The organism is Actinoplanes cyaneus (assembly GCF_016862095.1).
In the GTDB taxonomy this organism is placed as follows: Bacteria; Actinomycetota; Actinomycetes; order Mycobacteriales; family Micromonosporaceae; genus Actinoplanes; species Actinoplanes cyaneus.
In genome coordinates, this window is sequence record NZ_BOMH01000073.1 from 14,036 (window position 1) to 38,090 (window position 24,055).

Genomic DNA, 24,055 nt, shown 5'->3' on the forward strand with positions numbered 1-24,055 from the left:
TCAGTAAAGTAGCAGGCCAGCACGCGTGCGAGGCTAGCGGCCATGGACTCTTTCGGCATGCTGCTGCGGCGTTTCCGTCTGGCCGCCGGGTTGACGCTCGAAGCTCTGTCCGAGGCGTCCAGGGTCAGCGACCGGGCGATCAGCGACATGGAACGCGAGATCAGCAAGGGGCCGCGGGTCCGTACCGTGCAGGCGCTCGCCGGCAGCCTGCGACTGACCGGCGCCGACCAGGTCGCCTTCTTCGCCGCGGCCCGAGCCGGCCGGACCGGCGGCGGCCGGACCGGCGGCGGCCGGACCGGCGGCGGCCGGCCGGTGCTCGCGCCGCTGGCCGACTTCACCGGCCGCAACCGGGAACTGGCCCGGATCAGCGGCTGGATCGCGACCACGCCGTCCCCGGTCGTGGTGATCAGCGGCTCCCCGGGGTTCGGCAAGACCGCGCTCGCGGTGCGGGCCGCCGCGGACTGGCCGCCGGAGCAGCGGCTCTTCGTGGATCTGCGCGGCCTCGACGACGAGCCGCTGACCCCCCTCGCCGTCCTCGGCGAGCTGATCCGCGCGGTCGACCCGACCGCCAAGGCGCTGCCCCGCGACGTCGACGAGGCCTCGGTGCTCTGGCGCTCGCTGGTGCGTGACCGGCCCGCGGTGGTGGTGCTGGACAACGCGATCAGCGAGAGTCAGGTGCGCCCGGCGCTGCCGGTGGAGGGCCCGGCGGCCGTGCTGGTGACCAGCCGGCGCACGCTCAGCGGTCTGGAGTCCGTACGCCGGATGCGGTTGGAGGCTTTTCCGCCGGAGGACGCGATGACGCTGCTCGCGGCGATCGTCGACGACCGGGCGGTCACCGCGGCCGGGCTGCGCGCCATCGCCGACCTGTGCGTCCATGTGCCGCTGGCCCTGCGGATCGCCGGCAACCGGCTGGTCAGCAGCCCACGGTGGACGGCCGACGACCTGATCGCCCGGCTTGCCTCGCACGAACGCCGCCTGGACACCCTGGCCACCGGGGACATGCAGATCAAGGCCGCCTTCACGCTCTCCTACCAGCAACTGTCGGACGCCGGGCGCCGCCTGTTCCGGCGGCTGGCGCTGATCCCCGGCACGTCCACCGGCGCGGGCCTGGCGGCCGTGCTGACGCAGCAGCCGCTGCCGGCGACCGAGGACGCGCTCGACGAACTGGTCGACCTGGGTCTGTTGCAGCAGGGCTCGGACGGCCGACTGCGGTTCCACGACCTGCTGCGGCTCTACGCCGCCGCCGAGCTGGAGCAGGCCGAGGACGCCGGGCAGCGCGCGGCGGTGGCCGCCCGGCGCGACACCTGGCTGCTGGACACCACGATCCTCGCCGGGCGGTTCTTCGAACCGGATCACCGGCCGCCGTCATCGGACGCCCTGGTCCCGGCCTCGCAGGACGCCGCCGACCGCTGGCTGCGCGCCGAGGCGGAGAACTGGCTGCCGGCGCTGCGGCAGGCCGCCGCCGACGGGCGGGACCGGTACGTCGTCGACGTCGCCGAGGCCCTGCACTGGTTCTCCGACAACTGGTCGTACTGGCCGCATTGGGAGGACGTCTACTCGCTGTCGGCCCGAGCCGCCCGGCGGCTCGGCGACGACCGGCTGCAGGCCGTGCACCTGGGATACCTCGCCTGGGTCCACGTTGTCTGCCTGGCCGACCCGGGCGTCGCCGTGGAGTACGCCCGGCAGGCGCTCGACTTCGCCGGCCGCACGGCCGATCCGGGCCTGTGCGGGTGGTCGAACTACTACCTCGCCTGGGCGCTGGAACAGGACGGACGCAAGGCCGAGGCGCTCCCGTACGCCTTGGCGGCGACCGACCTGATGCGCCGGGCCGGCGACCGCGAAGGGCTGCCGAACGCGGTCATCCTGCACGCCATCACGCTGCACACCCTGGGCCGCGACGAGGAGGCCGCGGCCGCGCTGCGCGACGCCGTCGCCTTGGTGACCGGGCCGGCGACCGCCCCGCCGGAGCACATCGCCCGGTTCGTCGAGGTGACCGCGCACGCCATCCTGGCCGACATCGCCATCACGGCCGAGGACTGGACCGCGGCGCTCGGCCACGTCGAGGCGTCGGTGCGGGCCGCGGCTCCGCTGGCCTACGCCCCCACCCGGGAACTGGTCACGCTGTCACGGCGGGCGCTGGTCTACGCCCAGCTGGGCCGGCTGCCGGAGGCCCGCGCCGACCTCGACGCGCTGGCCGAGATCCGCCGGAACGCCGGGGAGAGCACGTTCGGGTCGTACGGCGCGATCCAGGACCGGGTCGAGGCGACCGAGCGCCTGCTCGCCCCCTGAACTGCATGCTTCCTTCATGGTGCTGCCCCGGTGCCGGTGATCGAATGCTCAGCGTGGTGAACTCCGGCGGCACGGCACTGTTCGGGCGGGCGCGGGAACTGGCCGGCGTCGCGGCGATGCTCGACGCCGCCGCGTACGGCCCGGCGGCGCTGCTGTTCTGCGGACCGGCCGGTGTGGGCAAGACTGCCCTGCTCGGCGCCGCCACCGCCGAGGCCCGGCGCCGCGAGTACCGGATCCAGCATGCCACCCCGGCCGCCGTCCCCCAGCCTTTCGGTCTGCTCCGGCGCCTGCTCGGGACCGGTGGCGCCGGCCTGCCCGGGCACCTGTACCGCCGGCTGACCGGGCTGTGGGCGCCGAGATCGCCCGGCGGGACACCCGACGATGCGGCGGTGGTGACCGCGCTGCTGCTCGCCCTGGAAGGATCGAGCCGTGGGGGACCGCTGCTGATCGTGGCCGACGACGCGCACCGCGCCGACCAGGAATCGTTGCGCCTGCTCGGCACCGCACTGCACCACACCTCCACCGAACGGATCGCGCTGCTGCTCGCCGCCCGCGACGGCGAGCTGCCCGGTCCGCTCATCAACACCATCAGCCGGTACGACGTCGGGCCGCTTGCCGAGGACGCCGCCGCCCGGCTGCTCGACGCGTGCGGGTCGTCGGCCGACGCCCGTACCCGGGGCGAGATCCTGCGCCGGGCCGCCGGCAACCCGCTGGCCCTGCGCGTGCTGGGCGATCCCGGGCAGCGGCTGCCGTACGAGTTCCTGGCCCAGGTCCGGGCGCTGCCGGCGCCGGCCCGGCGGCTGCTGCTGCACGCGGCGCTGGCCGGCGACGGCGAGCACCTCGGGACCCTGCACCGGGCGGCCGGGGTGGCGGACTGGGCGGCGGCGTGCGCGGAAGCCGAACGGGCCGGGCTCATCGTCGTACGGGACGGGATCGTGCATTTTCGGCACCCACTGACGCGTGCCGCCTGCGTGGCGGCCGAAACCCCGGCGAACGTCGCCCGGGCCCATCGTGAGCTGGCCGCGGCCACCGACGACGTCTACCGCCGGGCGCGCCACCTCGCGACGCTGACCCCGGGCCGTGACGCGTCGGTCGCCGCCGCCCTGGAGGCCGCCGCGGACGACGCACTGGGCCGCGGTGACGAACTGGCCGGCGCCACCGCGCTGCAGTCGGCGGCCGAACACAGCTCAAGCGACCTCGACGCGGCCCGCCACTATGCCCGGGCCTCGCTGGCCGCGCATCGCGGTGGGCAGCCGGAATGGGCGATCGAACTGGCCGCGAAGGTCACCGCCGCGACCGGCGACACCGACCTGACCGGTGTCGCCGCTTGCAGCGCCGGGCTCGCCCTGGTGCACGCGGCGCGGCCGGGAGAGGCATTCGAGGTGACCGCCCGGGCGGCACGCAGCGGCCCGCGCGACGCTCAGGTGACGCTGAACGCGGTGCTGATCGCCGCCGTGGCCGCGCTCCTGTCCGGCGTCCGCGCCCACCGCGAGCAGTTGCCGGAGCTGCTGTCGCGGGCCGGGAACGACGGTGGGCGAGGGAAGTACGCGACGAGCATGATCCCGCTCGCCCAGGCCGAGTCGGTCCGGTGGATCGTCACCATGATCAGTGACCCGGCGACGTTCGCCGGCGACTGTCCGGAACCGGCGGGGCCCCTGCTCGCCGGGACCGCCGCCTTCCTGAGAGACGAGTCGACCAGAGCCGCGGTCCGCCTCGGCGCCGTGTGGAACTCCGGCGCGCCCGGGGCCATGTTCGCCTGCTACCCGCTGATGGTTCTCGCCCTGATCGACAGCGGGCGGTGGGCCGAGGCGGACCGGGTGCTGGACCGGGCCGTCCGGGTGGCGGCGGTGGGCCCGGTTCCGTTCCTGGACGACCTCGTCCCGGCGCTGCGGGTCACGCTGCAGGCTCTGCGCGACGACAGCGCCACCGACCTGGACGCCCCGTCGCCGGGCGCCACGACCCTGGCCGACAGTGTCAGACAGCGGGCCGTCGCTCTGCGCGCGCTCACCGCGGGCGACTACCCGCGGGCGTACCGGGAATTCCGCCGGCTCTTCGACGAGGACGGCGAACCCCGGCACTACTTCTTCGGGCCGCGTAGCCTGCCACAGCTCGCCCTCGCCGCCGCTCACACCGGGCATGCTCAGGAGGCCGCGCGAATCCTGGCGCGGGCCCGGCGGGCGGCCGGCGCCGAACCGACCGCGCGCATGGTCATGCTGCTGGCTCACGCCGCCGCGCTCCTGGACGACACCGAGGAATCGTTCCGGGAGGCGCTCGCCGATCCGGAGCGCGCCCTGCACTGGCCGCTGGAGTACGCCGAGGCCCAGCTCAACCTCGGGATGTGGCTGTGCCGACGGAAACGGGCGCTGGACGCACGGCCGTACCTGCTCGCCGCCCGGGACACCTTCCTGCGCTTGGGAGCCGGGGCGCACGCGGACCAGGCGCGCCGCGCGCTGCCGGTCGCGCTGCGGCCGGCCGGCGAACCGGCCCCGGAGGCGGACGGCTTCCGGCGGCTGACCGCGCAGAAGCAGATGATCGCCCGGATGGCGGCGGCGGGGATGAGCAACCGGGAGATCGCGGACCGGTTCTTCCTGTCGCCGCGGACCGTCGGCTCGCACCTGTACCGGATCTACGCCGAACTGGGCGTCGGCAGCCGCCACCAGCTGCGTGTGATCGTCGACGCCGCGCGCTGACCTCCGGCGGCCGGCGCCGCAGGAGCGGTCGACTGACGGACGGCAGGAAGGGGATTCCGGGCAACGATTCGTCGGACCCGATGAGTCTGCCGCACCCGAAGGAAGGTCGCGGACCTCATCCGCGAAGCCCTGTCCACGATCGCCCTCCGAGAAGGACCCCTTCCATGCCTTACATCACCACCGCCGACGGCACCGAGATCTTCTACAAGGACTGGGGGACCGGTCAGCCGATCATCTTCAGCCACGGCTGGCCGCTCAGCGGTGACGCCTGGGACGTCGAGATGAAGTTGGCCGCCGACAACGGCTTCCGGGCCATCGCGCACGACCGGCGCGGTCACGGCCGGTCGACGCCGACCTGGCACGGCAACGACATGGACACGTACGCGGCCGACCTCGACGAACTGGTGCGGGCCCTGGACCTGGAGGACATCATCCTGGTCGGCCACTCCACCGGTGGTGGCGAGGTCGTCCGGTTCGCGGCCCGGCACGGTGTCGGCCGGGTCGTGAAGGTCGCCACGGTCGGCGCTGTCCCGCCCGTCATGGTCAAGTCGGACAGCAACCCGGACGGGACGCCGATCGAGGTCTTCGACGGCATCCGCGCCGGGGTGCTCGCCGACCGCTCGCAGTTCTTCCAGGACCTGTCGGCGCCGTTCTTCGGCACCAACCGACCCGGATCGACCATCTCGCAGGGCCAGCGCGACCAGTTCTGGCGCCTCGGTATGCAGGCGGGTTTCACCTCGGTCTACGACTGTGTGAAGGCGTTCTCGGAGACCGACTTCACCGAGGACCTCAAGGCTCTCGACGTGCCGATCTTCATCGCGCAGGGCGACGACGACCAGATCGTGCCGATCGCCGACGCTGCCCTCAAGTCGATCGACCTGGTCAAGAACGGGACGCTCAAGGTCTACCCGGGCGCACCGCACGGCATCGCCGGCCCGTACCAGCAGGAATTGGATCTTGATCTTCTGGAGTTCTGGAAGAGCTGATCGCAGTCGGAGAGCACGTGCCCGCCGGTCCACACCGGCGGGCACATTCGTCTCTCAGGGACCCGGCGTCCAGCACACCCTGGATCAGGTGCGTGTTGCCCGGCCCGCAGCCGCCGACGGAGACCGCGAGCGCCCGGTGAGCTGCGCCTGCGGCCGACGCGGCGAACGCCGGCGAGTGTTTCTCCCAGGCCCCGGCCCGCGGCCGATGACGGCGACCGGCATCCGTGAGTCGACCGACCGATGGCAGCGCTGTGATGCGGCCGCAGGCTCGACTCATGCCAAACGTTATGCGTGACGTCCCGATCGGCATCACCGCCGCCGGCGTCCGGCCGGAGTTCGACAGCATGGGCAGCGTCGACGTCCCGGCCGACCGTTACTGGGGCGCGCAGACCCAGCGCTCGCTCCTGCATTTCTCGATCGGCAACGATCGCATGCCGATCGAGGTCTACCACGCCTACGGCTACGTGAAGAAGGCGTGTGCCCTGGTAAACCGGGCCGCCGGCCGGTTGCCGGCCGACAAGGCCGACGCGATCGTCCAAGCGGCCGACGAGACCATCGCCGGCAAACTCGACACCGAATTCCCGCTGTACGTCTGGCAGACCGGCTCGGGCACGCAGAGCAACATGAACGTCAACGAGGTGCTCAGCAACCGCAGCATCCAGTTGCTCGGCGGCACCCTCGGCAGCCAGCAGCCGGTCGGCCCGAACGACCACGTCAACATGGGGCAGAGCAGCAACGACACGTTCCCGACGGCAATGCACATCGCCGCGGTGCGGATGCTCGACGACGTGCTGCTGCCCAAGGTCGAGGCGCTCACCGAGGCGATCGAGGCGAAGGCCGGTCAGTGGTCGCAGGTCGTCAAGATCGGACGCACCCATCTGGAGGACGCCGTACCGCTGACCGTCGGCCAGGAGTGGTCCGGATACGCCGCTCAGCTGAGGGCCTGCCTCGCCGAGATCCGCCACTCCCGGCAGGGCCTGCTCGAACTGGCCATCGGCGGCACCGCGGTCGGCACCGGCCTCAACGCCCCGAAGGGTTTCTCCCGGGACGTGGCCGCCACGATCGCCGAGCTGCTCGGCAAGCCGTTCGTGACAGCGCCCAACAAGTTCGCCGCCCAGGGCTCGCTCGACGCCATGGTCCGAGCCGGCGCCGCCCTGCGCGGCCTCGCGGTGGCACTCATGAAGATCGCCAACGACATGCGGTGGCTTGCCTCCGGTCCGCGCACCGGCTTCGCCGAGCTGCTCCTGCCATCGAACGAACCCGGCTCGTCGATCATGCCCGGCAAGGTGAACCCGACGCAGTGCGAGGCGATCGTCATGATCGCCATCCAGGTGCTCGGCGACGACGCCGCGATCGCGTTCGCCGGCTCGCAGGGCAACTTCGAGCTCAACGCCATGCGCCCCGTGATCATCAACAACTTCCTGCACTCGGCCCGGATCCTCGCCGACGGGTGCGAGAAGTTCCGGCTGTTCTCCGTCGAGGGCACAAAGATCAACGAGAAGAAGATCAGCGCGTACGTCGCGGACAGCGTGATGCTGGTGACGGCGCTGAGCCCGATCATCGGCTACCAGAACGCGGCTCACATCGCAGAGGCCGCCATCGCGAACGGCACCACCCTCAAGGAGGCCGCGCTCGCCTCCGGCAAGGTCGACGAGGAGACGTTCGACCGGGTCGTCAACCCGCTCGACATGGTCGGCCGCGGCGTCGAGGGGGCGTAGGCGTCGATGGAAACGGCCAGTGACGACGTTCGCGCCGCCGCCGCGGTCCTGCACGCCAACGGCAACGAGACCGAGGACTCGATCACCGCGATCCGGCAGGCCGCCGCGGCGCTGGGCCGGCCGGGGGAGCCGGACCCCGGCTGGGACGCGGTGACCCCGACCGGCATCAACATGGCCCGCGTCGAGGCGACCCTGCGGGCCGTCGACGACCTGCGGGAACACCGGGTCACACCGGAGGACTTCCGGGATCGGGTGCGCCGGGCCGCGACGCTGCCGCCGGCCGGTCCGGTCCGCTTCACCCTGGCGTGCGTCGTCGGCGCCGCCGGCCTGGCGATCATTTTCGGGGTACGTCACTGGCCCGCCCTCGCCGCCGTCTGTGTCACCGCCGGGCTCGGCGCCCTGGTGCGCCGCGGACTGGGGCGCTACGGCGCGGGCGCTGTCGGGCAGGCGTTCGCGGCGGCGCTGCTGGCCGGGATCGCCGGCGCGATTGCCGTCCGGTTGCACGCCAGCTCCGAGCTGCGCCTGGTGGTCGTGTGCCCGTGCATGGTCCTGGTGCCCGGACCACACCTGCTCAACGGGGTGCTGGACCTGGCGGCGACACGGCTGCGGCTGGGCGCGGCCCGGCTGCTCTGGGCCGGGCTGATCCTGCTGGGCATCTCCGCCGGGCTGCTGCTCGGCCTGGCCCTCGGCGGCGACGCGCTGCCACCGACCGTACCCGGCCGGGAGATCCCCTGGTGGCGGGACGTGCTCGCGGCCGCCGTCGTGGTGCCCTGCTACCTGACGTTCTACTCGGCCCGGCTGAGCATCGCCGTGTGGCCGGCGGTCGTCGGCGGGCTCGCGCACGGCGTTCGCTGGTACGCCCTGACCGAGCTGCACCTGAACCTGGCCGTCGGCACCGGCCTGGCCTGCCTGGTCGCCGCCACCGCGCTGGTGCCGCTGGCCCGTCGCTACGGCCTGCCGTTCGCCGCCATCGGGTTCGCGGCGATCGTGTCCCTGGTCCCCGGCGTCTACATCTTCCGGGCGGCCAGCGCGCTCACCCAGCTCGCCTGGTTCCCCGGCGACGGCACCGCGCTGCTGGTCTCGGCAGCGCAGGACACGATGATCGCAACGCTGGTCATCCTGGCCATGCTGGCCGGCCTGCTCCTGCCGATCACCGCCTGGCGTCACATCACGCGCTTCACGGGCCGGCTTCCGTGACGCCATCCGCCCATCGGCGCCTGGCCATCGGTGTCCTGAGCCTGATCGCCGGCCTGGCCGACTGCCTCGGCTGGACGCTGCTGCACGGCTCGTTCACCGCCCACATCACCGGCAACCTGGTGGTGGTCGCGGCCGACGCCGCCCGGGGCCGGTCCGTGCCGGCCGCCACTCTGCTGGCGATCCCGGCGTTCATCCTGGTGACCGCGGCGGCCACCCTGCTGTCCGTACGGGTACGCGGCGAACTCACCGTCCAGCGCCGGCTGCTGAGCGGCCAGACCGTCCTGCTGATCGCCGCCGCCGCGTCCGGCTCGGGCACGGCGACCCTACTGACCGCGGTCTGCGCGATGGCGGTGCAGAACGTCCTGCTGCATCTGCTGTTCTCCCCGGCGCCGTCCACCGCGGTGATGACCGGCAACGTCGTGGCCGCGACCATCGCCGTGGTCCGGCTGGCCGCCACCCGGGACGACCGGCCCGCAGCGGCCGCCGCCTTCGGCAACGCCTGGCCGCTGCTCGCCGGCTTCACCATCGGCTGCGTGGCCGCCGGGATCGCCGCGACCGCCCTCGCAGGGCGGGCGTGGCTCCTGCCCGCCGCGGTGTCCCTGGCCACCACGGCGTGGCTGTGGAACCGGACCACGAACAACAGCACCATCGAAGGAGCACGCCATGCCGCCGACCAGCACTGAACCGCCGACCAGCACTGAGCCGCCGACCGGGGCGTGGGCGCCGCTGCGCCGGCCGGTGTTCCGGACCATCTGGCTCGCCGCGTTCGTCGCCAACGTCGGCACCTGGATGCAGACCGTCGCCGGCCAGTGGCTGCTGGTCGAGCACCACAGCACCAGCCTGCTGATCTCCCTGGTGCAGAGCGCGTCCAGCATTCCGGTCCTGTTGCTGGTCATCCCGGCAGGCGTGGTTGCCGACTTCCTCGACCGGCGGCGGCTGCTCCTGGTCGTACAGGGGGTGCAGACAGTCCTGGCCGGTCTGCTCGCGCTGCTGACCGCGGCCGGTCAGACCACGCCCGAGGTGCTGCTGCTGTTCACGTTCCTGCTCGGCTGCGGGTCGGCCGCGCAACTACCGGCGTACCAGGCGATGGTCTCTGATCTGCTGCCCCGCACCGAACTCGGGCAGGGCGCCGCGCTCAGCTCGCTGGGCGTCAACCTGGCCCGGGCGGTCGGCCCGGCGATCGCCGGCCTACTGCTCGCCCACCTCGGGGTGGCCTGGCTCTTCGGGATGAACGCGATCACCTTCGCGCTGTTCGGTGTCGCCCTGCTGGCCGCGCCGGCCACCCAGCACACGGCCGCTTCGGCGGTACGAGCAGTGTCGTGGTCGAGCCTGGAGGCCGGCGCCCGTTACGTCCGGCACGCTCCCGCGGTCCGCCGGATCCTGCTGCGGTTGGTGCTGTTCGCGGTGCCCGCCAACGTCCTCTGGGCGCTGCTCGCGCCGCTGGCCGAGGGCCGCCTCGGGCTCGGCGCCACCGGATACGGCATCCTGCTCGGCGCGGCCGGGGCCGGCGCGGTCGGCGGCGCGATCCTGCTGCCGTCGTTGCGTGGCCGGCTCTCCGCGTCCCGTCAGCTGACCGCCGCCGGTCTCATCTATGGCGTGGGCCTGCTCGCTCTGGCGTTCACCCGCGATGCCGCCGTGGCGGTGGCGGTGCTGGTGCCGGTGGGCGTGGCCTGGATCGCCGTCATCGCCGGCCTGAACGCCACCACCCAGGCCTTCCTGCCCGACTGGGTGCGAGCCCGGGCGCTCGCGGTCTACCAGATGGTGCTGTTCGGTGTCTTCGCCGGCAGCGCGGCGGCCTGGGGAGCCGTCGCCACCGGGCTGGGGATCAGTCGAACCTTCGCCGCCGCCGGCATCCTGCTGCTGGTCACGGCGGTGGCCGGCGCGTGGCTGCCGCTGCGCCGCACCGACCTCGGCGACCGCACGGCGATCCCGGCCGGCGTGCTGCCCGAAACCACGCTCATCGGTGGCCCCGACGACCTGATGGAGATCGTCGTCCGCTACCAGGTCCCGGGCGGGAATCGCGACGCCTTCCTGGCCGCGATGAACGACCTGCGGACAAGCCGCCTGCGCACCGGCGCGACACATTGGACGCTGCTGAGCGACACCGCCGACCCGGACCGGATGATCGAGCAGTACCGGATGGCCTCCCGGGCGGACTACCTGGACCAGAACGAGCACCGGCAGACCCCTTTCGACCACCAGGTGCGGCACCGCGTCGAGACGCTCGCCGGCACCGTCTCGACCCAGTGGCTGCTGGTCCACCCCCTGCCGCGGGACCGCGGTCGTCTCGGCGAGACGGCACCGCTCGCCGATCGCCGGGCTCCAAGCCGGCCGGCGTGACGGTCTCGGCCCGGCAGGCCACGGCTAGTGCTGCAACGGCACCTATTTTGATCTTCTTCGCCAGTGTCATTGCTGGGCTTGCCATTGCCGCCGGCGGCGCAGGCGTGACCAGGCGGTGGTGTGGTCGTTGTCCGGTTGGTGCTGGTGCAGCAGCGCGGCTATCAGCCGGCGGGCTTCGGGGCCGCTGATCGGCACGAGTTGCTCGCGGTCGGCGTAGGTGCCCCTTTTTGCTGCTCGGCGGCGCGAACGGCGGCTAGCCAGGCCAGGGCGAGCATCGACAAGGTGATGTGGGCATACTCGTCGGCCCGGCCGTGCCCGATGTCGTGCGCGCACACCTCGTCGTTGCAGCGAGTCGCCACGACGTGGAACACGTCGCGTTCCTGCAGCCAGGTGCGCAGGTACTTGACCTGCCCGAACGCCTCGTCGGCGGTGAACCAGGTGAACGGCACCCGCGCGTCGATGGCGCGTTGCAGCATCTGGATCGCGACCCGTGGCTTGGTCAGCAACGGCGCGTCGTCGGGGACTCCGGCGGCGTCGCAGCGTTGACGGTCGATGATCCAGGACTTCGGCAGATACAAGTGACGGTCGATCAGTGCGTGGCCGGCGCTTTTACGCTCGCTGACAGCCCGCGGCCTGTCCGGAGGGCGCTAACCGCGGATCGGTCCGGCCGGGACGTCGCCCGGCCGAACCCTCACCGTGGGGCCGTCAGAACCAGCCCGTGCAATGCGTGCCATTGTCGCCCGGAACACACGCCCGCGTGACGTACGGGAAGCTGTCGTTGTAGACGCGGGCCTTCCTTGATCTTGGACACGTGAACCTTGGATCGTGAGGTCCGCGTAGATCAGGAGTCCTGGAGCACGATGGCGAACAAGCACTATCCCGCACAGTTCAAGGCCGACGCGGTGGCGTTGTACCGGTCTCGGCCGGGGAGCACGATCGCGGTGATCGCCGACGATCTCGGGGTCAACCGGGAGACGCTGCGGAGCTGGGTCCGTGCCGATGACCAGCGCGGTGACGGCGGGTCCGGGCGGCCTGCGGCAGCGGCGGTGAAGCCGGAGCCGGGCTCGGTGGAGGCGGAGAACGCCGAGTTGCGCCGGCGGGTCCGGGAACTGGAGGAGGAACGCGACATCCTGCGGAAGGCGGCCCGGTATTTCGCCGGGGAGACGCGCTGGTGAACCGCTTCCAGTTCGTCGCCGACCACCAGCAGCGCTACGGCGTGAAGCGGTTGTGTCAGATCCTGGGCGTAGCCCGGTCGAGCTACTACTACTGGACATCGACCGCCGAGGCACGGGCGGCCCGGCAGGCCGCCGACACCGTCCTGGCCGGGCAGATCCGCAAGATCCATGCGGCTGACAACACATACGGAGCGCCGCGGATCACCGCCGAACTGCGCGACAACGGCACCGCGGTCAACCACAAGCGCGTCGAGCGGGTGATGCGCGGCATGGGTGTGCAGGGGCTGCGGCTGCGCCGCCGTACCCGCACCACGATCCCGGATCCAGCCGCGGTCAAGGCCCCGGACCTGATCGGCCGTGACTTCACCGCCTTCGCGGTCAACCAGCGTTATGTCGGTGACATCACCTATCTGCCGGTCGGTGAGCGCGGGTTCCTCTACCTGGCCACCGTCATTGACCTGCACTCACGCCGCCTCGCAGGCTGGGCGATCGCCGACCACATGCGCACCGACCTGATCATCGATGCGCTCACCGCCGCCCGGCGGACCCGGGGCAGCCTGGCCGGCGCGGTCTTCCACAGCGATCACGGAGCCCAGTACACATCGAAGGCCTTCGCCGCCGCCTGCGCGGCAGCCGGGGTCCGGCAGTCGATGAGCAAAGTCGGCAGCTCGGCCGACAACGCCCTGGCCGAGTCGTTCAACGCCACCTTCAAACGCGAGACCCTGCAAGGCCGCCGCGCGTTCACCGACGAACGCGACGCCCGGCTCACCAGCTTCCGCTGGCTGCACCGCTACAACACCGTCCGCCGCCACTCACGGCTCGGACAGCAGTCCCCGATCACCTACGAGCGGATCCAAGAAAGATCAGCTACCATCACACAAGCCGCATAAACCCCGTGTCCAAGTTCCGGGGGTAAGGCCCCAGCAGGGAGACGGCCGTCGAGGATTCGCACACTCACAGCCGCACAGATCGACCGAAACACGCCGGCTCTGAGTCCCCCCGGTCGGGCTACTCGGTGATGGTGCCGGGTAAGTCAGGGGTGTCTTCGCCCATCACCGAATCGTCCGGGAGCCAGTCATGATCACTGTGTCGCCGCACCGCCTTGCGACGATGTTCTTCGAGGCCGCTGACACTCACAGCCCCGAATTCGACGTCGTCGAGTTCCTGCAGATGCTCGCCGACCACGTCGCCGAACTGGTTCCCGACGCCACCGCCGGAACCCTGCTGGCCGACCCGCAGGGCCACCTGCACTACGCGGCTGCCTCCGACGAGACCACCAAACTTCTGGAACTGTTGCAACTGCAGAAGCAAGACGGCCCCTGCGTAGATGCATTCCACCAGCGCAGACCAGTGAGCAACACGGACCTGCAGAGCGCGGCGGAACGCTGGCCACAATTCGCGCCGCACGCCAGCGCCGCCGGATTCCGCTCCGTACATGCCTTCCCGCTACAGCTACGCGAGCATGTCATCGGTGCACTCGGCGTATTCCGCACCACCAGCGGCAGCTTCGGCGACACCGATTCACACATCGTGCAGTGCCTCGCCGACGTCGCCACCAGCAGCCTGCTATATCACCGATCGATCAAACACGCCGAAGGCCTTGCCCAACAGCTGCAGACCGCGCTGAACAGCCGCATCCTCATCGAACAGGCCAAAGGAGCGATCGCCCACGCCCACCACATCAGCGGCGACGAGGCCTTCATCCTGCTGCGCGCCTACGCACGACGCACGAACCAGCGACTCAAAGACGTCGCCCGCCAAGCCGTCACCGACCCGAGCACCCTCCCCGAAATCGCCTCCGGCCTCCGATGACGAGTCCCGGACAGCTGCCGAGTCAGGGGGTGCGCAACGGGTCTGACAAGGAACCACGAATGAATCGCGGCACCGGCGTTATGCGTTGCCCGTGTCGTCTCCCCTTGATTCGGTGGCCGGCTGGTAGCCGAGTGACGACGCCAATCCGGTGACGCTCAGCAGGCATTGCACGGCAGCAGACGCGGCGCTCACGTGTACGGGTTGGCCGGCTGCGTTGGCTGATGTTGGAGATCCACAGCCAGACGAGGAAGACAGCGACGCCACCCAGCGTGCCGTACGTGTTGTTGTAGGAGCCGAAGTGGGCTGCGTAAATGCCGAACCCGACCGACGCGGCGATCCACAGCAGCACGGCCAGGACACCGCCGGGGCTGATCCAGCGTACGCCGGCCTGCTGGGCGTTGGGAGCGGCCCAATAGAGGAGGCGAACAGCGCGCTGATCAAACGATCAGGATCGGCCATTTCGCGATCGACCACGCGGTGACAGCGGCGGGCCCGGCGCCGACCAGGCAGCTGGCCGGTGAATACGACGATCACAGCGCTGACAGTCAGGATCGCGCCGACGATCACGGTGACGGCAACCCGGATCGGCAGCGTTTTCCAGATCGGCCGGCCCTCAGGAACGTCGTAGATGGCGTTGGATGCACGCATGAACGCGCCCACGTAGCCGGACGCCGACCATAGTGAGCCGGCCAAGCCCACGAGTGCCAGCGACCCGGCCGTCTGCTGGCTGTTGGCCAGATTGGTCATGCTGCTGGTGAGGATCTCTCGGACCGGACCCGGTGCGACCTCGGCAAGGCTGTCGACTAGCGAGCCGATGACCGATTCGCCGAGAAGGCCGAGCACAGAGGCGAGCAGGATCAACCCGGGGAAGACCGACAACACCCCGTAGTAGGTCAGCGCAGCGACCCAGTCGGACAAGCCATCGTTGTCGAACTCCTTGACCGTCCGCTTCAACGTTGCCCACCAGGCCGAGCGCGTCAGCTGGCTCGGCCGCCCGGGCGGGGCCTGGGGCAGCGATGGGTCGGAGTCGCTCATCATCGGCCGGGCTGCGACGACGGACGCGCCGCGCCACTGCCTTTTGTTTCGCCGTGACAGCCACGCACAGGCATGGCACGGTCATGCTTGCGGTGCGCCGTTGTATGCCCGAGGTCACCGTAGGCGTTCGCATCCCTGTGTCAGCAGGCTTGAGCACCGCCCTTACCCTCGCAGCTACAACGCGGCCGAGGTTCCGGCTGTCCACATCGCGCTGGTGCACTCACCCCTGGGCCCGGTTTCGACCACCGCCCAGCACGAGCCGGGCGTCTGGGCGACATCAGCGGACCGCACCCGTCGCGCGGAGAGTCTGGTGGTGATCAGCGTGGTGCTCGCGGCACCCGAGCGGAAAGTAGCCCAGCGCGCGGACCACGATGTGCGCAATCGTGTGAAAGGCGGCCAATCGGGTACCGGCAGGGCACTGCCGATCCGCGAATGCCACCTGAAGGGAGCGGGAGATGACACCGCTATCGCCGCAGATTCCTACCGGCACACGGCCGCCGCTGGCCGATGCGCTCGTCAAGCTCGCGCAGACCCCGGACGACGTGTCCAGCATCGCTGAAGACCTGCAGAAGGTGGCCGAGCTGGCAGCTACCCGGATTTCAAAGATCGACTACGCAGCGGTGTCTCCACAGTCCGAGGACGGTCCTTGCACCGTGGCCGTCAGTCAGGACTTGGCCGTAGCGGTCCAGGACGCCGCGGTTGCGGACCTCGACGCCGTGGCGCCGCCGCTGGAACAGGATGTCAGTGGTCATGGCGGCGCGGATGCGTCCGTCACGCTGGCGTGGCCCGGCTTCCGGGAGGCCGCGACGAGTATGGGTATGCGGGTCGTGTCGATGCCGTTGTTCACCGGCAGCGGAGCTACGCGCGCCACGTTGGATCTGTGCAGCCGCGACGCAGCCGCGATGGCACCGCTGACGGCCGGAATCTGCGCCGCTTACGACCCGAATCTGCCGTCGCCCGGCGAGGTTGACGATCTCGCCCCGCTGGATGACGGTGGGCAGGAGCTGGTGGCCGGTTTCGCGGAGGCGCTGTCGGTGCGGGCCACCATCCAGCTGGCAGTCGAACTGGTCGCCACGCGGAGCGGCAGCGGCCCGAACGACGCCTACCTCGAGCTTCGTCTCGACGCCGCGGACAAAGGCATCTCCCTACTGGCCGCCGCGACCGCGGTGATCACTCGAAGCCTTGCCGGCTGATCCGCGGCGACCGGGACGCCGGCCGCGCGCAGTAGAGAGGCCGGGGAAACGCCGAGCCGCCGGGCGATGCTGATGCAGGGGCCGTCTGCCTCGTCGGGCCTGCGGTTGGAGGTGATGTCGCGTCCGATCAACGGCGGCGCCGCTAGTAGTGACGGGCGAACAGCCAACCGACGATCAACCCTGTCTTGCCGTACGTCGGCAGCGGTGGCCCGCCGTCGCTCCGCAGCCCCCGCAGCGACAGCCCGGACGAGCCGTGTACTCGCGAGGACCGCAGGGGGTTCAGGCGGCGCTGGTCTGATGTGCCGAGGACGCGGTGTTGAGCAGCGCGGCGATGGAGTCGGTCCGGCCGGACGGCCGAACAGGAAGCCCTGGCCGTGGTCGCATCCGAGCAGGCGCAGCATTTCGCGTTGGTCGTCGGTTTCGATGCCTTCGGCGACGGTACGCAGGCGTAGCGCCCGTGCCATGTTCACGACCGCCTCGACGAGAGCTTTGTCGTCGGCGTCGGTGGCAACGTAGGAGATGAACGTGCGATCGATCTTGAGTATGTCCACCTGCAGACGCTTGAGGTAGTTCAGCGACGAGTACCCGGTGCCGAAGTCGTCGATGGCCAGGCGCACGCCGAGCTGACGCAGCGTCTGCAGAGTCTCGATGGCCGCGTCGACATCGTCCAGGAGGATGGATTCGGTGAGTTCCAAGGTGAGGCAGTGGGCGTCGATGCCGGCCTGCTCGATCGCCTGTCGTACATCGCTGACGAGGCCGGGATACTGGAACTGGCGCGCTGACAGATTGACGTTCATCGTGAATGTGTGCTCTCCGCGACTCTGCTGCCACCGGGAGAGCTGCTGGCACGCCTGCTGCAGGACCCACCGGCCGAGCGGGATGATGAGGCCGCTGACCTCGGTGTTGTCGATGAACTCTTGGGGGCCCAGGAGCCCGCGAGCCGGGTGCCGCCAGCGGACCAGAGCTTCCACGCCGATCAACTGGCGGGTCCGCAGATCGACCACGGGCTGGTAGTGCACGACGAACTGCTCATGGGCCAGCGCATGCTCGATCTCGAGGCGCCGCTGAGCCTCGCCGATCACGCTGGCGTACATGGCCGGCTCGAACAGCGCGTACGCGTTGCGACCTTGCCGTTTGGCGGCGTACATCGCCAGGTCAGCATTGCGCAGCAATTCCTCAGCGGTGATGTCGCGGCTGTTGCCGGTGGCGACGCCGATGCTGGCCGTGCAGTGAACGTCGCGGCTGGCCAGCCGGACCGGCTGACGTATCCGCTGCAGCAGATGCTGAGCGAAGGCGCCGGCGTCGCGTCCGTCGGAGTCTTCGATCAGAACGGCGAACTCGTCGCCACCGAGGCGGGCCAGGATGTCAGCGGGGCATACGGTGTCCCGCAGCCTCCCGGCGATAGTGGTGAGAAGCTCGTCGCCGGCGCTGTGCCCCAGGTTGTCGTTGACGTCCTTGAAGTTGTCCAGGTCGACAGGATGACCGTGACCTGCGCCCCGCGCCGGGCGGTGGCATGCTGCAACCGGTCACCGAACAGCGCCCGGTTCGACAGCCCGGTGAGCGGGTCGGTGAACGCCTGTCGACTGAGCTGCTCCTCCAGCGCCTTGCGCGTCGCGATGTCGCGCATACTGATGACCAGGGCCTGCAGGTCGGGGTCGTGCAGGCAGTTCGTGCCGATGATGTCGACGACCGCCCAGGAACCGTCCGCCCGGCGTAGCCGGCCTCGGCCTCCGAGATGGTCGCGGGCGCCGAGGAGCGCAGCGCGGTGATCCAGCCGCGGATCCGCGCGAGGTCCTGCGGGTGCACCAGCGTGCCGAGCATGGCGCCGTTGACGGTCGCCACAGGATGACCCAGCACGGTGTGCATCGACGGGCTGGCGTATCGCACGTCACCGTCGCGGCCGAGGCAGATCACGACCTCCGGTGAGTTCTGCAGCAACGCCGCGCGGCGCCGCTCGGCCGCGCGGCGCCGGTTGTCCAGCCGGCGGCGGTTGTGGGCCATGATCGCGCTGACTGTCACCACGCTGCCCATGACCGAGGTCATGCCCACGACCAGGACCGTGGTCGCATCCGAGAGCAGGACGAGGGATCCGGCCAGCGTCAGCGTGCCCAGGCCGACCCCGATGGCCGCGGAGTACAGGGCCGCGGCCATCACGACGATCAGCATCGCGCACGGCAGGTACAGCACCAGCCCGGTGGGGTTGTGCTGCGCGAAGACCACGAGCACGGGTATCTCCAGCACCCACCACATGATCAGCCAGGCCCGTACCCGCGGGCGGCGGACCCATCGACGCCAGGGCAGCGTGCCGGCCAGCGCCTGCATCCCGGCGGCGGCGCCCATCGGCACGGCCCACCACTGCCGCTCCGGCGTCCAGTTGACAGTCACCTGGACGATGCCGAGCACGGTGACGATCGTCGCGATGATCGCACCGAGCCGGATCTGGCGGGTCCAGTAATCGGTTTCCGGGTCGTCGATGCTGGGCGTTGACACGATCGCCTCATCGGCGAGGCCGGCCGACAGTTGAGGAACGTGCGGTGAGGCCCGATGCCGGACGTGCGAGGTGTCTAAACGGTGGAAGAAACAGCAGCGGTGTGGCTGCGGGGCCACCGTAGGTAGAGGACGGCGGTGTCGTCGCTGTGCCGACCGGCATCGGCTGCCTGGATTTCGTTCAGGAGGGCGTCGATGTACCGGTCGGGCTCGTCAATGGTGGTCAGGCGGGTCGCGATGTCGATGAAACCTTGTTCGCCGAGACGGGCGCCGTCGTTGCAGAAGCTCTCGATGACCCCATCGGTAAACAGCAGCAGTCCCGCGCCCGCGGGCACCGAAGTGGTGGATTCTCGCCACCGTGCCCGTCCCGGTGCCATGCCGAGGCCGGGGCCGTAGCTGATCGGGGCGGGGTAGACGCGGCCCGGGGCAATGATCAGGGGTGCGGGATGGCCGGCGCTGAGCAGGATCACGTCGCCGGTGCCGGGGTTGATGCCGACGGTGCAGACGGTGGCGAACATGCCGTCGTGCGGGCGTTCGGCGACCAGGACCTGCTCGAGCAGGCGCATCCGTTCGGTCTTGCGTAGTCCGGCCAGGGTGAGGGTGCGCCAGCCGAACCGCAGGCCGACGCCCATGGCGGCTTCGTCGGGTCCGTTGCCGCAGACGTCGCCGATGAGCGCGTGAACGGTTCCGTCGCTGGTCTGTACGACGTCGTAGAAGTCGCCGCCGAGCAGCGAGCGTCGTTGGCCGGGCAGGTATCGGCTGATCACGGTCATCGACGCGTCGGTCAGCAGCGGGGTGGGTAGCAGGCCGCGTTGCAGGCGGGTGTTCTCGTCGGCTTGCAGCCGGCTGTCGCGCAGTGTCCGCTCTGCGCTCTGGACGCGTTTGCGCTGCACCGCGTAGCGGATGGTGCGGGCCAGGACGGCCGCGTCGACCTGGTCCTTGACCAGGTAGTCCTGGGCTCCGGCCGCGACCGCCGCAGAGCCGGTGGCGGCGTCGTTGAGGCCGGTCAGCACCAGCACGGCCGTGTTCGGCCATCGCTGCAGCACTTGGCGCAGCGCGTCGAGTCCTTGGCCGTCGGGCAGGTGCAGATCCAGCAGGACGCATTCCGGCTCGAACTCGACGGCTGTGGCTTGCGCGAGGGTGGCGACGTGGGTGAGGCGTGCCTCGAGATCGCTGTCGGAGAGATATTCCTGGACGAGGATGGCGTCGCCGAGGTCGTCCTCGACCAGCAGTATGACGATGCCGGCGACCGATGCGTCAGCATCCGGGCCGCCATGGGGCAGGCCGATGCGAGGTGAGTGCGACGTGACGGCCCGGCGTCCGTCAACGGTCACGGCCCCTACCTCTTCCCTCGCCGGCTACCGGTCCGCGTACACGCTCCGCCGACCGGTCACCGGTTATGACCATCCGACGATCGCGGTGATCAGTCGGCCTCAGTATGACGCAGCGCGGGTATCGGCGGGAGGACTGCCACTGTGGAAAAGGCCTGACCGCAGGGGCTATGGCATATACGTGCATAGGACACGAGTGCACGGGGCATGGAAACCGGCGTGTCAGCATCGCGCCCCGCAGCATCCGAGATGGATGTCAACCTCGTGGAGGCGTTCCTCACCGCCAGCCGGGCTCTGGTCGGCGTTGCTGCGCGCTCGCTGGCCGCCGGGGACGCGGAGATCACGCTGTCCCAGCATCGTGCTCTGGTCCTGCTGGCTACCCGGGGGCCACAGCGCATGATCGATCTCGCTGACCTGCTGGGGGTCAACAGTTCCACCGCCACCCGCCAGTGCGACCGCCTGCAACGGCGCGGTTTCGTCCAGCGTGAGCCGGACCCCGATGACCGCCGCGCGGTGCGCGTCATTCTGACCGACGCGGGGCGCCAGCTGGTCCGCCAGGTCACCGACGCGCGCCGAGCCGAGATCAGCGCCATCCTGCACGCCATGCCGAACCAATCACGCACATCCCTGCTGGCCGCGCTGCGCGCTTTCACCGACGCCGCCGGCGAGGTCCCCAACCAGCACTGGTCGCTCGGCTGGGGCACCGAACCCACCACCGGAACCGGAACCGATCGAGGAATCGCCCCGTGAACACCCTCAACTCCTGGCTGCTCCTGCTGATCTTCGTGGCCTGCGCCGCATCGATCTGGGGCGCCGGCATCAAGCTGTCGGACACCACCGACGTGCTCTCCGAACGCCTGCACCTCGGCTCCGCCCTCGGCGGCGTCGTGCTGCTGGCCATCGCGACGAACCTGCCGGAGATCGCGATCACGGCCAGCGCCGCACTCGCCCACCAGCTCGACGTCGCAGTCGGCAACATCCTCGGCGGCATCGCCATCCAGACCGTCGTCCTGGTCGTGCTCGACGCGGCTGGGGTACGGCCGCGCAAGCCGCTGACCTATCTGGCCGCGTCACTGACACTGCTGCTGGAAGGTGCTCTCGTGGTGGCACTGCTGCTTGTGGTGGTGATGTCGACCCAGCTGCCGGCCTCGTTGATCGCGTTCCGGCTCACGCCCGGGGCGGTGCTGATCGCCGTACTGTGGGGCCTCGGTCTGCTGCTGTTGCGTCGCGCCGGGCGTGGCCTGCCGTGGCATGAGGGCGGCGACGCGCCGGACAACCAGGAGAAGCCACGCGGGCACTCCAAGACCACCAAGGAGAACGAGGCCAGCAGCAAGGGCGTCAGCACCGGCCGGGCCGGGCTGGTGTTCGCCGCGGCCGCGATCGTGACTCTGGTCGTCGGCGTGTTCATCGAACGTAGCGGCGAGGAGCTGTTCGGCCGTTTCGGCATGTCCGGGGTCCTGTTCGGCGCGACCGTCCTGGCCGCGGCGACGTCCCTGCCCGAGGTGTCGACCGGGCTCACCTCGACCCGGATGGGCGACTACCAGCTGGCCATCAGCGACATCTTCGGCGGCAACGCCTTCCTGCCGGTGCTGTTCCTGGTTGCCACCGTGCTCTCCGGGCAGGCCGTGCTGCCCCGCGCGCACCACACCGACATCTACCTGACCGCGCTCGGCGCGCTGCTCACCGTCGTCTACATGGCCGGGCTCGTGTTCCGGCCCCGGCGGCAGCGGCTGCGCATGGGCATCGACTCGATCACCGTCCTGATCCTCTACCTGCTCGGCATCGCCGGCCTGGCCTTCGTCAGCGGCTGATCCCGTCGGCCGGACATCGCGGTTGCCGTTGCCGATCGTGGTGGCGAGGGGTCAGCGTAATCCGCGCCGGCCCTTCACCACGCCGAGGACGATGGCGACGATCAGCGCCATGACGCCAAGGATCAGCAGCCACTTGAACGACTTAAGGAGCAGGCCCAGCACGATCAGCACAACGGCGACAACCCCGGGAGTGACAAGCAGCGTACGCATGGCCGGACTCCTTCCGCACCGGCACACTGCCGGATCGCCGGCGCTGCGTACCGCTGCGTGGTGGTTCCATGCCAGCGAGGCTCGCGCACCGGGGCAGGTGGCGCTTGAACCGAGCGGTGCCCCTTCCCGCAACAGGAAGAGGGCACCGGAAGGTGAGTATCGGTGAGGGGGACCCTGCTCAGCTGAACGTGCGGCGGCCGTCCTCGTCGGGTAGATCAGCTTCGATGCGCTCCTTGCGGACCTCCCCGCCGACGGTCTGCTGCTCGGTGACGCTCTCCTTGCCCAGGCGTACCCGCTCGACCGGCACGGCCTCCGTGTCGACCACCGGGCGTTCGGCGTGCAGCGTCACCTCGTGCTCCGACTCGGTCAGGTCCGCGCCGGAGTACGCGGCGTCGCGGTCGTCGTCGGTGATCGGTTCGCGCTCCGGCCGGACCTCCTCGCGGCTGACCGGCACGGACACCTGCTGCTGCTCGGTCACCACATACTTGCGCAGCCGGGCCCGGCCGACCTGTTCGCGCTGCGTGCCGACGTTGAGCCGCTCCTCCGAGCGGGTCATGGCGTCATCGCCGGACAGCCCGGCACCATCCGAAGCCGTGCCGGCCCCGGTGTAGGAAGAGTCGGCCGCCGCGGCGCCGGCCTGGTAGGAGCGGTAGGCATCGTCCCAGGTGGTGCCGTAGTGCTGGTAGAGCCGGTCGACCTCGGCCTGGGTCAGCGGCTCGTCGTGGTCGGCGTCGACGTTCGGGGCGTCCTTGACGGTTGCCTTCTCGAACGGCACCACCACCCGGTCGTCCCGCAGATCGGCGTCCTGAAGGGGGAACAGCGACTCGTTCAACCCGAACAGGCCGGTGCGCACACTGGCCCACGACGGCTGCCCGGCGGCATCGGTCTCGCGGATGTCGCTGCCGGCACCGACGCCTCGGCGAGCACGGACCCGGCCAGCGAGCTGATCGTCGCGATGGCTGCTCTTCCCTCGGGGCACCCGTCGCGCCCTGCCCTGCGCGACCGCGCGATCGAAGCGTGGCTTCCGCTGGCCCGGCACCTGTCCAACCGGTACGCCAACCGCGGTGAGCCGCGCGATGACCTGTACCAGGTCGCGGTGATGGGGCTGATCAAGGCTGTCGACCGGTTCGAGGCCGACCGTGGCGTCGACTTCACCCGGGTTCGCGATTCCCACCATCGTGGGGAGTTGAAGCGTCACTTCCGGGACAAGACCTGGTCGGTACGGGTACCCCGACGCCTTCAGGAGCTGCGCCTGGCGATCACCGCCGCGAACAGCGCACTGACCAACGACCTGGGTCGTTCCCCGACGGTAGCGGACATCGCCGAATACTTGAACCTCAGCAAGGACGAGGTCATCGAGGGACTGGAAGGCGCCCGGGCGTACAACTCGGCCAGCCTGTCGACCCCCGTCAGCGGCGAGGGCAGCACCGAGCTCGGAGAGACCCTGGGTGGGCTGGACGGCGGGTTCGAGGAAGCCGAGGCCCGGATCGCGCTGGGCCCGGCGATGGCGGCGCTCGACGAGCGGGAGCAGAAGATCATCAGCCTGCGCTTCTACGGCAACCTGACCCAGTTGCAGATCGCCGAGCAGATCGGTGTCTCGCAGATGCACGTGTCCCGGCTGCTGACCAAGGCCCTCGCCAAGCTGCGCAAGGAACTCGGCTCGCTGGTCTGAGCCTGTGATGAGGGGAACCACCGTGGTCCTCGACCTGTCGATGCCGGCTGACAGCGGCCCGGACTTCCTCAAGGCTCTGCACGACGGGGCAACGACACCTTGCTGCAGG

19 protein-coding genes and 2 pseudogenes are annotated in these 24,055 nt (G+C 70.5%); 13 read left to right on the forward strand and 8 right to left on the reverse strand.

Features of this window, described 5'->3' with window-relative positions; genetic code table 11:
• Positions 1-42 precede the first annotated feature (42 nt).
• The 7 genes from Acy02nite_RS40500 to Acy02nite_RS40530 all read left to right on the forward strand — a co-directional run bounded on the left by Acy02nite_RS40500 (position 43) and on the right by Acy02nite_RS40530 (position 11,220).
• Positions 43-2,289 (forward strand): helix-turn-helix domain-containing protein, encoded by a 2,247-nt coding sequence (locus tag Acy02nite_RS40500; RefSeq protein ID WP_203753907.1) that lies wholly within the window; start codon positions 43-45, stop codon positions 2,287-2,289.
• A gap of 44 nt (positions 2,290-2,333) precedes the next feature.
• On the forward strand, positions 2,334-4,979 hold the full coding sequence (locus tag Acy02nite_RS47365; RefSeq protein ID WP_203753908.1) for a helix-turn-helix transcriptional regulator: 2,646 nt from the start codon (positions 2,334-2,336) through the stop codon (positions 4,977-4,979).
• Between the two features lie 164 nt (positions 4,980-5,143).
• Entirely contained in the window at positions 5,144-5,965 is an 822-nt protein-coding gene (locus Acy02nite_RS40510) for an alpha/beta fold hydrolase (RefSeq protein ID WP_203753910.1), read from the forward strand.
• A 275-nt stretch (positions 5,966-6,240) separates the two neighbouring features.
• Positions 6,241-7,683 carry a class II fumarate hydratase gene (gene fumC / locus Acy02nite_RS40515; protein ID WP_239175694.1) on the forward strand — a complete coding sequence of 481 codons (1,443 nt, stop codon included), beginning with the start codon at positions 6,241-6,243 and terminating at the stop codon, positions 7,681-7,683.
• Between the two features lie 6 nt (positions 7,684-7,689).
• Positions 7,690-8,880: a threonine/serine exporter family protein gene (locus tag Acy02nite_RS40520; protein WP_203753912.1), complete on the forward strand. Its 1,191-nt coding sequence runs from the start codon at positions 7,690-7,692 to the stop codon at positions 8,878-8,880.
• Positions 8,877-9,563 (forward strand): YoaK family protein, encoded by a 687-nt coding sequence (locus Acy02nite_RS40525; RefSeq protein ID WP_203753915.1) that lies wholly within the window; start codon positions 8,877-8,879, stop codon positions 9,561-9,563. The genes Acy02nite_RS40520 and Acy02nite_RS40525 overlap by 4 nt, the downstream gene beginning before the upstream one ends.
• On the forward strand, positions 9,544-11,220 hold the full coding sequence (locus Acy02nite_RS40530) for an MFS transporter (protein WP_203753918.1): 1,677 nt from the start codon (positions 9,544-9,546) through the stop codon (positions 11,218-11,220). Before Acy02nite_RS40525 ends, Acy02nite_RS40530 begins: the two co-directional genes overlap by 20 nt.
• A 161-nt stretch (positions 11,221-11,381) precedes the next feature.
• On the opposite strand, the pseudogene Acy02nite_RS47830 reads toward Acy02nite_RS40530, so the two are convergent.
• Positions 11,382-11,825 (reverse strand): annotated as a pseudogene (locus Acy02nite_RS47830) (transposase); the annotation flags it as partial.
• 255 nt (positions 11,826-12,080) lie between these two features.
• On the opposite strand from Acy02nite_RS47830, the gene Acy02nite_RS40540 reads away from it, so the two are divergent.
• Positions 12,081-13,285 (forward strand): IS3 family transposase gene (locus Acy02nite_RS40540; protein ID WP_203754077.1). Its coding sequence is split into 2 segments (ribosomal slippage): positions 12,081-12,381 and positions 12,381-13,285, totalling 1,206 coding nucleotides; the frame shifts between segments, so codons are not numbered across the junction.
• A gap of 187 nt (positions 13,286-13,472) precedes the next feature.
• Positions 13,473-14,207 carry a GAF and ANTAR domain-containing protein gene (locus Acy02nite_RS40545; protein WP_203753923.1) on the forward strand — a complete coding sequence of 245 codons (735 nt, stop codon included), beginning with the start codon at positions 13,473-13,475 and terminating at the stop codon, positions 14,205-14,207.
• Between the two features lie 22 nt (positions 14,208-14,229).
• Here the strand turns inward: Acy02nite_RS40545 and Acy02nite_RS47370 are convergent, their stop codons facing one another.
• Together Acy02nite_RS47370 and Acy02nite_RS47375 are read right to left on the reverse strand one after the other, a co-directional pair.
• Complete coding sequence (locus tag Acy02nite_RS47370) at positions 14,230-14,580, reverse strand: YihY/virulence factor BrkB family protein (RefSeq protein ID WP_264653408.1); 351 nt, start codon at positions 14,578-14,580, stop codon at positions 14,230-14,232.
• Positions 14,581-14,780: 200 nt separating this feature from the next.
• Positions 14,781-15,245: pseudogene (locus Acy02nite_RS47375) on the reverse strand (YihY/virulence factor BrkB family protein); the annotation flags it as partial.
• Positions 15,246-15,697: 452 nt separating this feature from the next.
• Here Acy02nite_RS47375 and Acy02nite_RS40555 point away from each other — a divergent pair.
• Positions 15,698-16,435, forward strand: coding sequence for an ANTAR domain-containing protein (locus Acy02nite_RS40555; protein ID WP_203753925.1), 738 nt, complete (start codon positions 15,698-15,700; stop codon positions 16,433-16,435).
• Here the strand turns inward: Acy02nite_RS40555 and Acy02nite_RS40560 are convergent.
• From Acy02nite_RS40560 to Acy02nite_RS40570, 3 genes are all read right to left on the reverse strand, one after another.
• Positions 16,345-17,904 carry a putative bifunctional diguanylate cyclase/phosphodiesterase gene (locus Acy02nite_RS40560; protein ID WP_307872312.1) on the reverse strand — a complete coding sequence of 520 codons (1,560 nt, stop codon included), beginning with the start codon at positions 17,902-17,904 and terminating at the stop codon, positions 16,345-16,347. The genes Acy02nite_RS40555 and Acy02nite_RS40560 overlap by 91 nt on opposite strands.
• Entirely contained in the window at positions 17,801-18,925 is a 1,125-nt protein-coding gene (locus Acy02nite_RS46900; RefSeq protein ID WP_239175696.1) for a PAS domain-containing protein, read from the reverse strand. Before Acy02nite_RS46900 ends, Acy02nite_RS40560 begins: the two co-directional genes overlap by 104 nt.
• Positions 18,926-18,999: 74 nt before the next feature.
• Complete coding sequence (locus tag Acy02nite_RS40570; RefSeq protein ID WP_203753927.1) at positions 19,000-20,256, reverse strand: PP2C family protein-serine/threonine phosphatase; 1,257 nt, start codon at positions 20,254-20,256, stop codon at positions 19,000-19,002.
• Between the two features lie 204 nt (positions 20,257-20,460).
• On the opposite strand from Acy02nite_RS40570, the gene Acy02nite_RS40575 reads away from it, so the two are divergent.
• Together Acy02nite_RS40575 and Acy02nite_RS40580 are read left to right on the forward strand one after the other, a co-directional pair.
• Complete coding sequence (locus tag Acy02nite_RS40575) at positions 20,461-21,003, forward strand: MarR family winged helix-turn-helix transcriptional regulator (protein WP_203753929.1); 543 nt, start codon at positions 20,461-20,463, stop codon at positions 21,001-21,003.
• Positions 21,000-22,064 (forward strand): sodium:calcium antiporter, encoded by a 1,065-nt coding sequence (locus Acy02nite_RS40580; protein WP_203753931.1) that lies wholly within the window; start codon positions 21,000-21,002, stop codon positions 22,062-22,064. The genes Acy02nite_RS40575 and Acy02nite_RS40580 overlap by 4 nt, the downstream gene beginning before the upstream one ends.
• A gap of 51 nt (positions 22,065-22,115) precedes the next feature.
• Here the strand turns inward: Acy02nite_RS40580 and Acy02nite_RS40585 are convergent, their stop codons facing one another.
• Together Acy02nite_RS40585 and Acy02nite_RS40590 are read right to left on the reverse strand one after the other, a co-directional pair.
• The gene (locus Acy02nite_RS40585; protein ID WP_203753933.1) at positions 22,116-22,274 is read right to left on the reverse strand and encodes a hypothetical protein; all 159 of its coding nucleotides are present in this window, start codon (positions 22,272-22,274) and stop codon (positions 22,116-22,118) included.
• Positions 22,275-22,452: 178 nt separating this feature from the next.
• Positions 22,453-23,253, reverse strand: coding sequence for a YsnF/AvaK domain-containing protein (locus Acy02nite_RS40590; RefSeq protein ID WP_203753936.1), 801 nt, complete (start codon positions 23,251-23,253; stop codon positions 22,453-22,455).
• Between Acy02nite_RS40590 and Acy02nite_RS40595 the strand changes: the two genes are divergently transcribed.
• Positions 23,230-23,946 carry a SigB/SigF/SigG family RNA polymerase sigma factor gene (locus Acy02nite_RS40595; protein ID WP_203753939.1) on the forward strand — a complete coding sequence of 239 codons (717 nt, stop codon included), beginning with the start codon at positions 23,230-23,232 and terminating at the stop codon, positions 23,944-23,946. The genes Acy02nite_RS40590 and Acy02nite_RS40595 overlap by 24 nt on opposite strands.
• The last annotated feature ends 109 nt before the right edge of the window (positions 23,947-24,055 follow it).

What these genes read in the sequence shown, in the direction of transcription:
- Acy02nite_RS40500 (WP_203753907.1), top strand. Translation starts at nt 43, where the DNA reads ATGGACTCTTTCGGCATGCTGCTGCGGCGTTTCCGTCTGGCCGCCGGG.
- Acy02nite_RS47365 (WP_203753908.1), top strand. Translation starts at nt 2,334, where the DNA reads ATGCTCAGCGTGGTGAACTCCGGCGGCACGGCACTGTTCGGGCGGGCG.
- Acy02nite_RS40510 (WP_203753910.1), top strand. Translation starts at nt 5,144, where the DNA reads ATGCCTTACATCACCACCGCCGACGGCACCGAGATCTTCTACAAGGAC.
- fumC (WP_239175694.1), top strand. Translation starts at nt 6,241, where the DNA reads ATGCCAAACGTTATGCGTGACGTCCCGATCGGCATCACCGCCGCCGGC.
- Acy02nite_RS40520 (WP_203753912.1), top strand. Translation starts at nt 7,690, where the DNA reads ATGGAAACGGCCAGTGACGACGTTCGCGCCGCCGCCGCGGTCCTGCAC.
- Acy02nite_RS40530 (WP_203753918.1), top strand. Translation starts at nt 9,544, where the DNA reads ATGCCGCCGACCAGCACTGAACCGCCGACCAGCACTGAGCCGCCGACC.
- Acy02nite_RS40545 (WP_203753923.1), top strand. Translation starts at nt 13,473, where the DNA reads ATGATCACTGTGTCGCCGCACCGCCTTGCGACGATGTTCTTCGAGGCC.
- Acy02nite_RS40555 (WP_203753925.1), top strand. Translation starts at nt 15,698, where the DNA reads ATGACACCGCTATCGCCGCAGATTCCTACCGGCACACGGCCGCCGCTG.
- Acy02nite_RS40575 (WP_203753929.1), top strand. Translation starts at nt 20,461, where the DNA reads ATGGAAACCGGCGTGTCAGCATCGCGCCCCGCAGCATCCGAGATGGAT.
- Acy02nite_RS40585 (WP_203753933.1), bottom strand. Translation starts at nt 22,274, where the DNA reads ATGCGTACGCTGCTTGTCACTCCCGGGGTTGTCGCCGTTGTGCTGATC.
- Acy02nite_RS40595 (WP_203753939.1), top strand. Translation starts at nt 23,230, where the DNA reads ATGGCTGCTCTTCCCTCGGGGCACCCGTCGCGCCCTGCCCTGCGCGAC.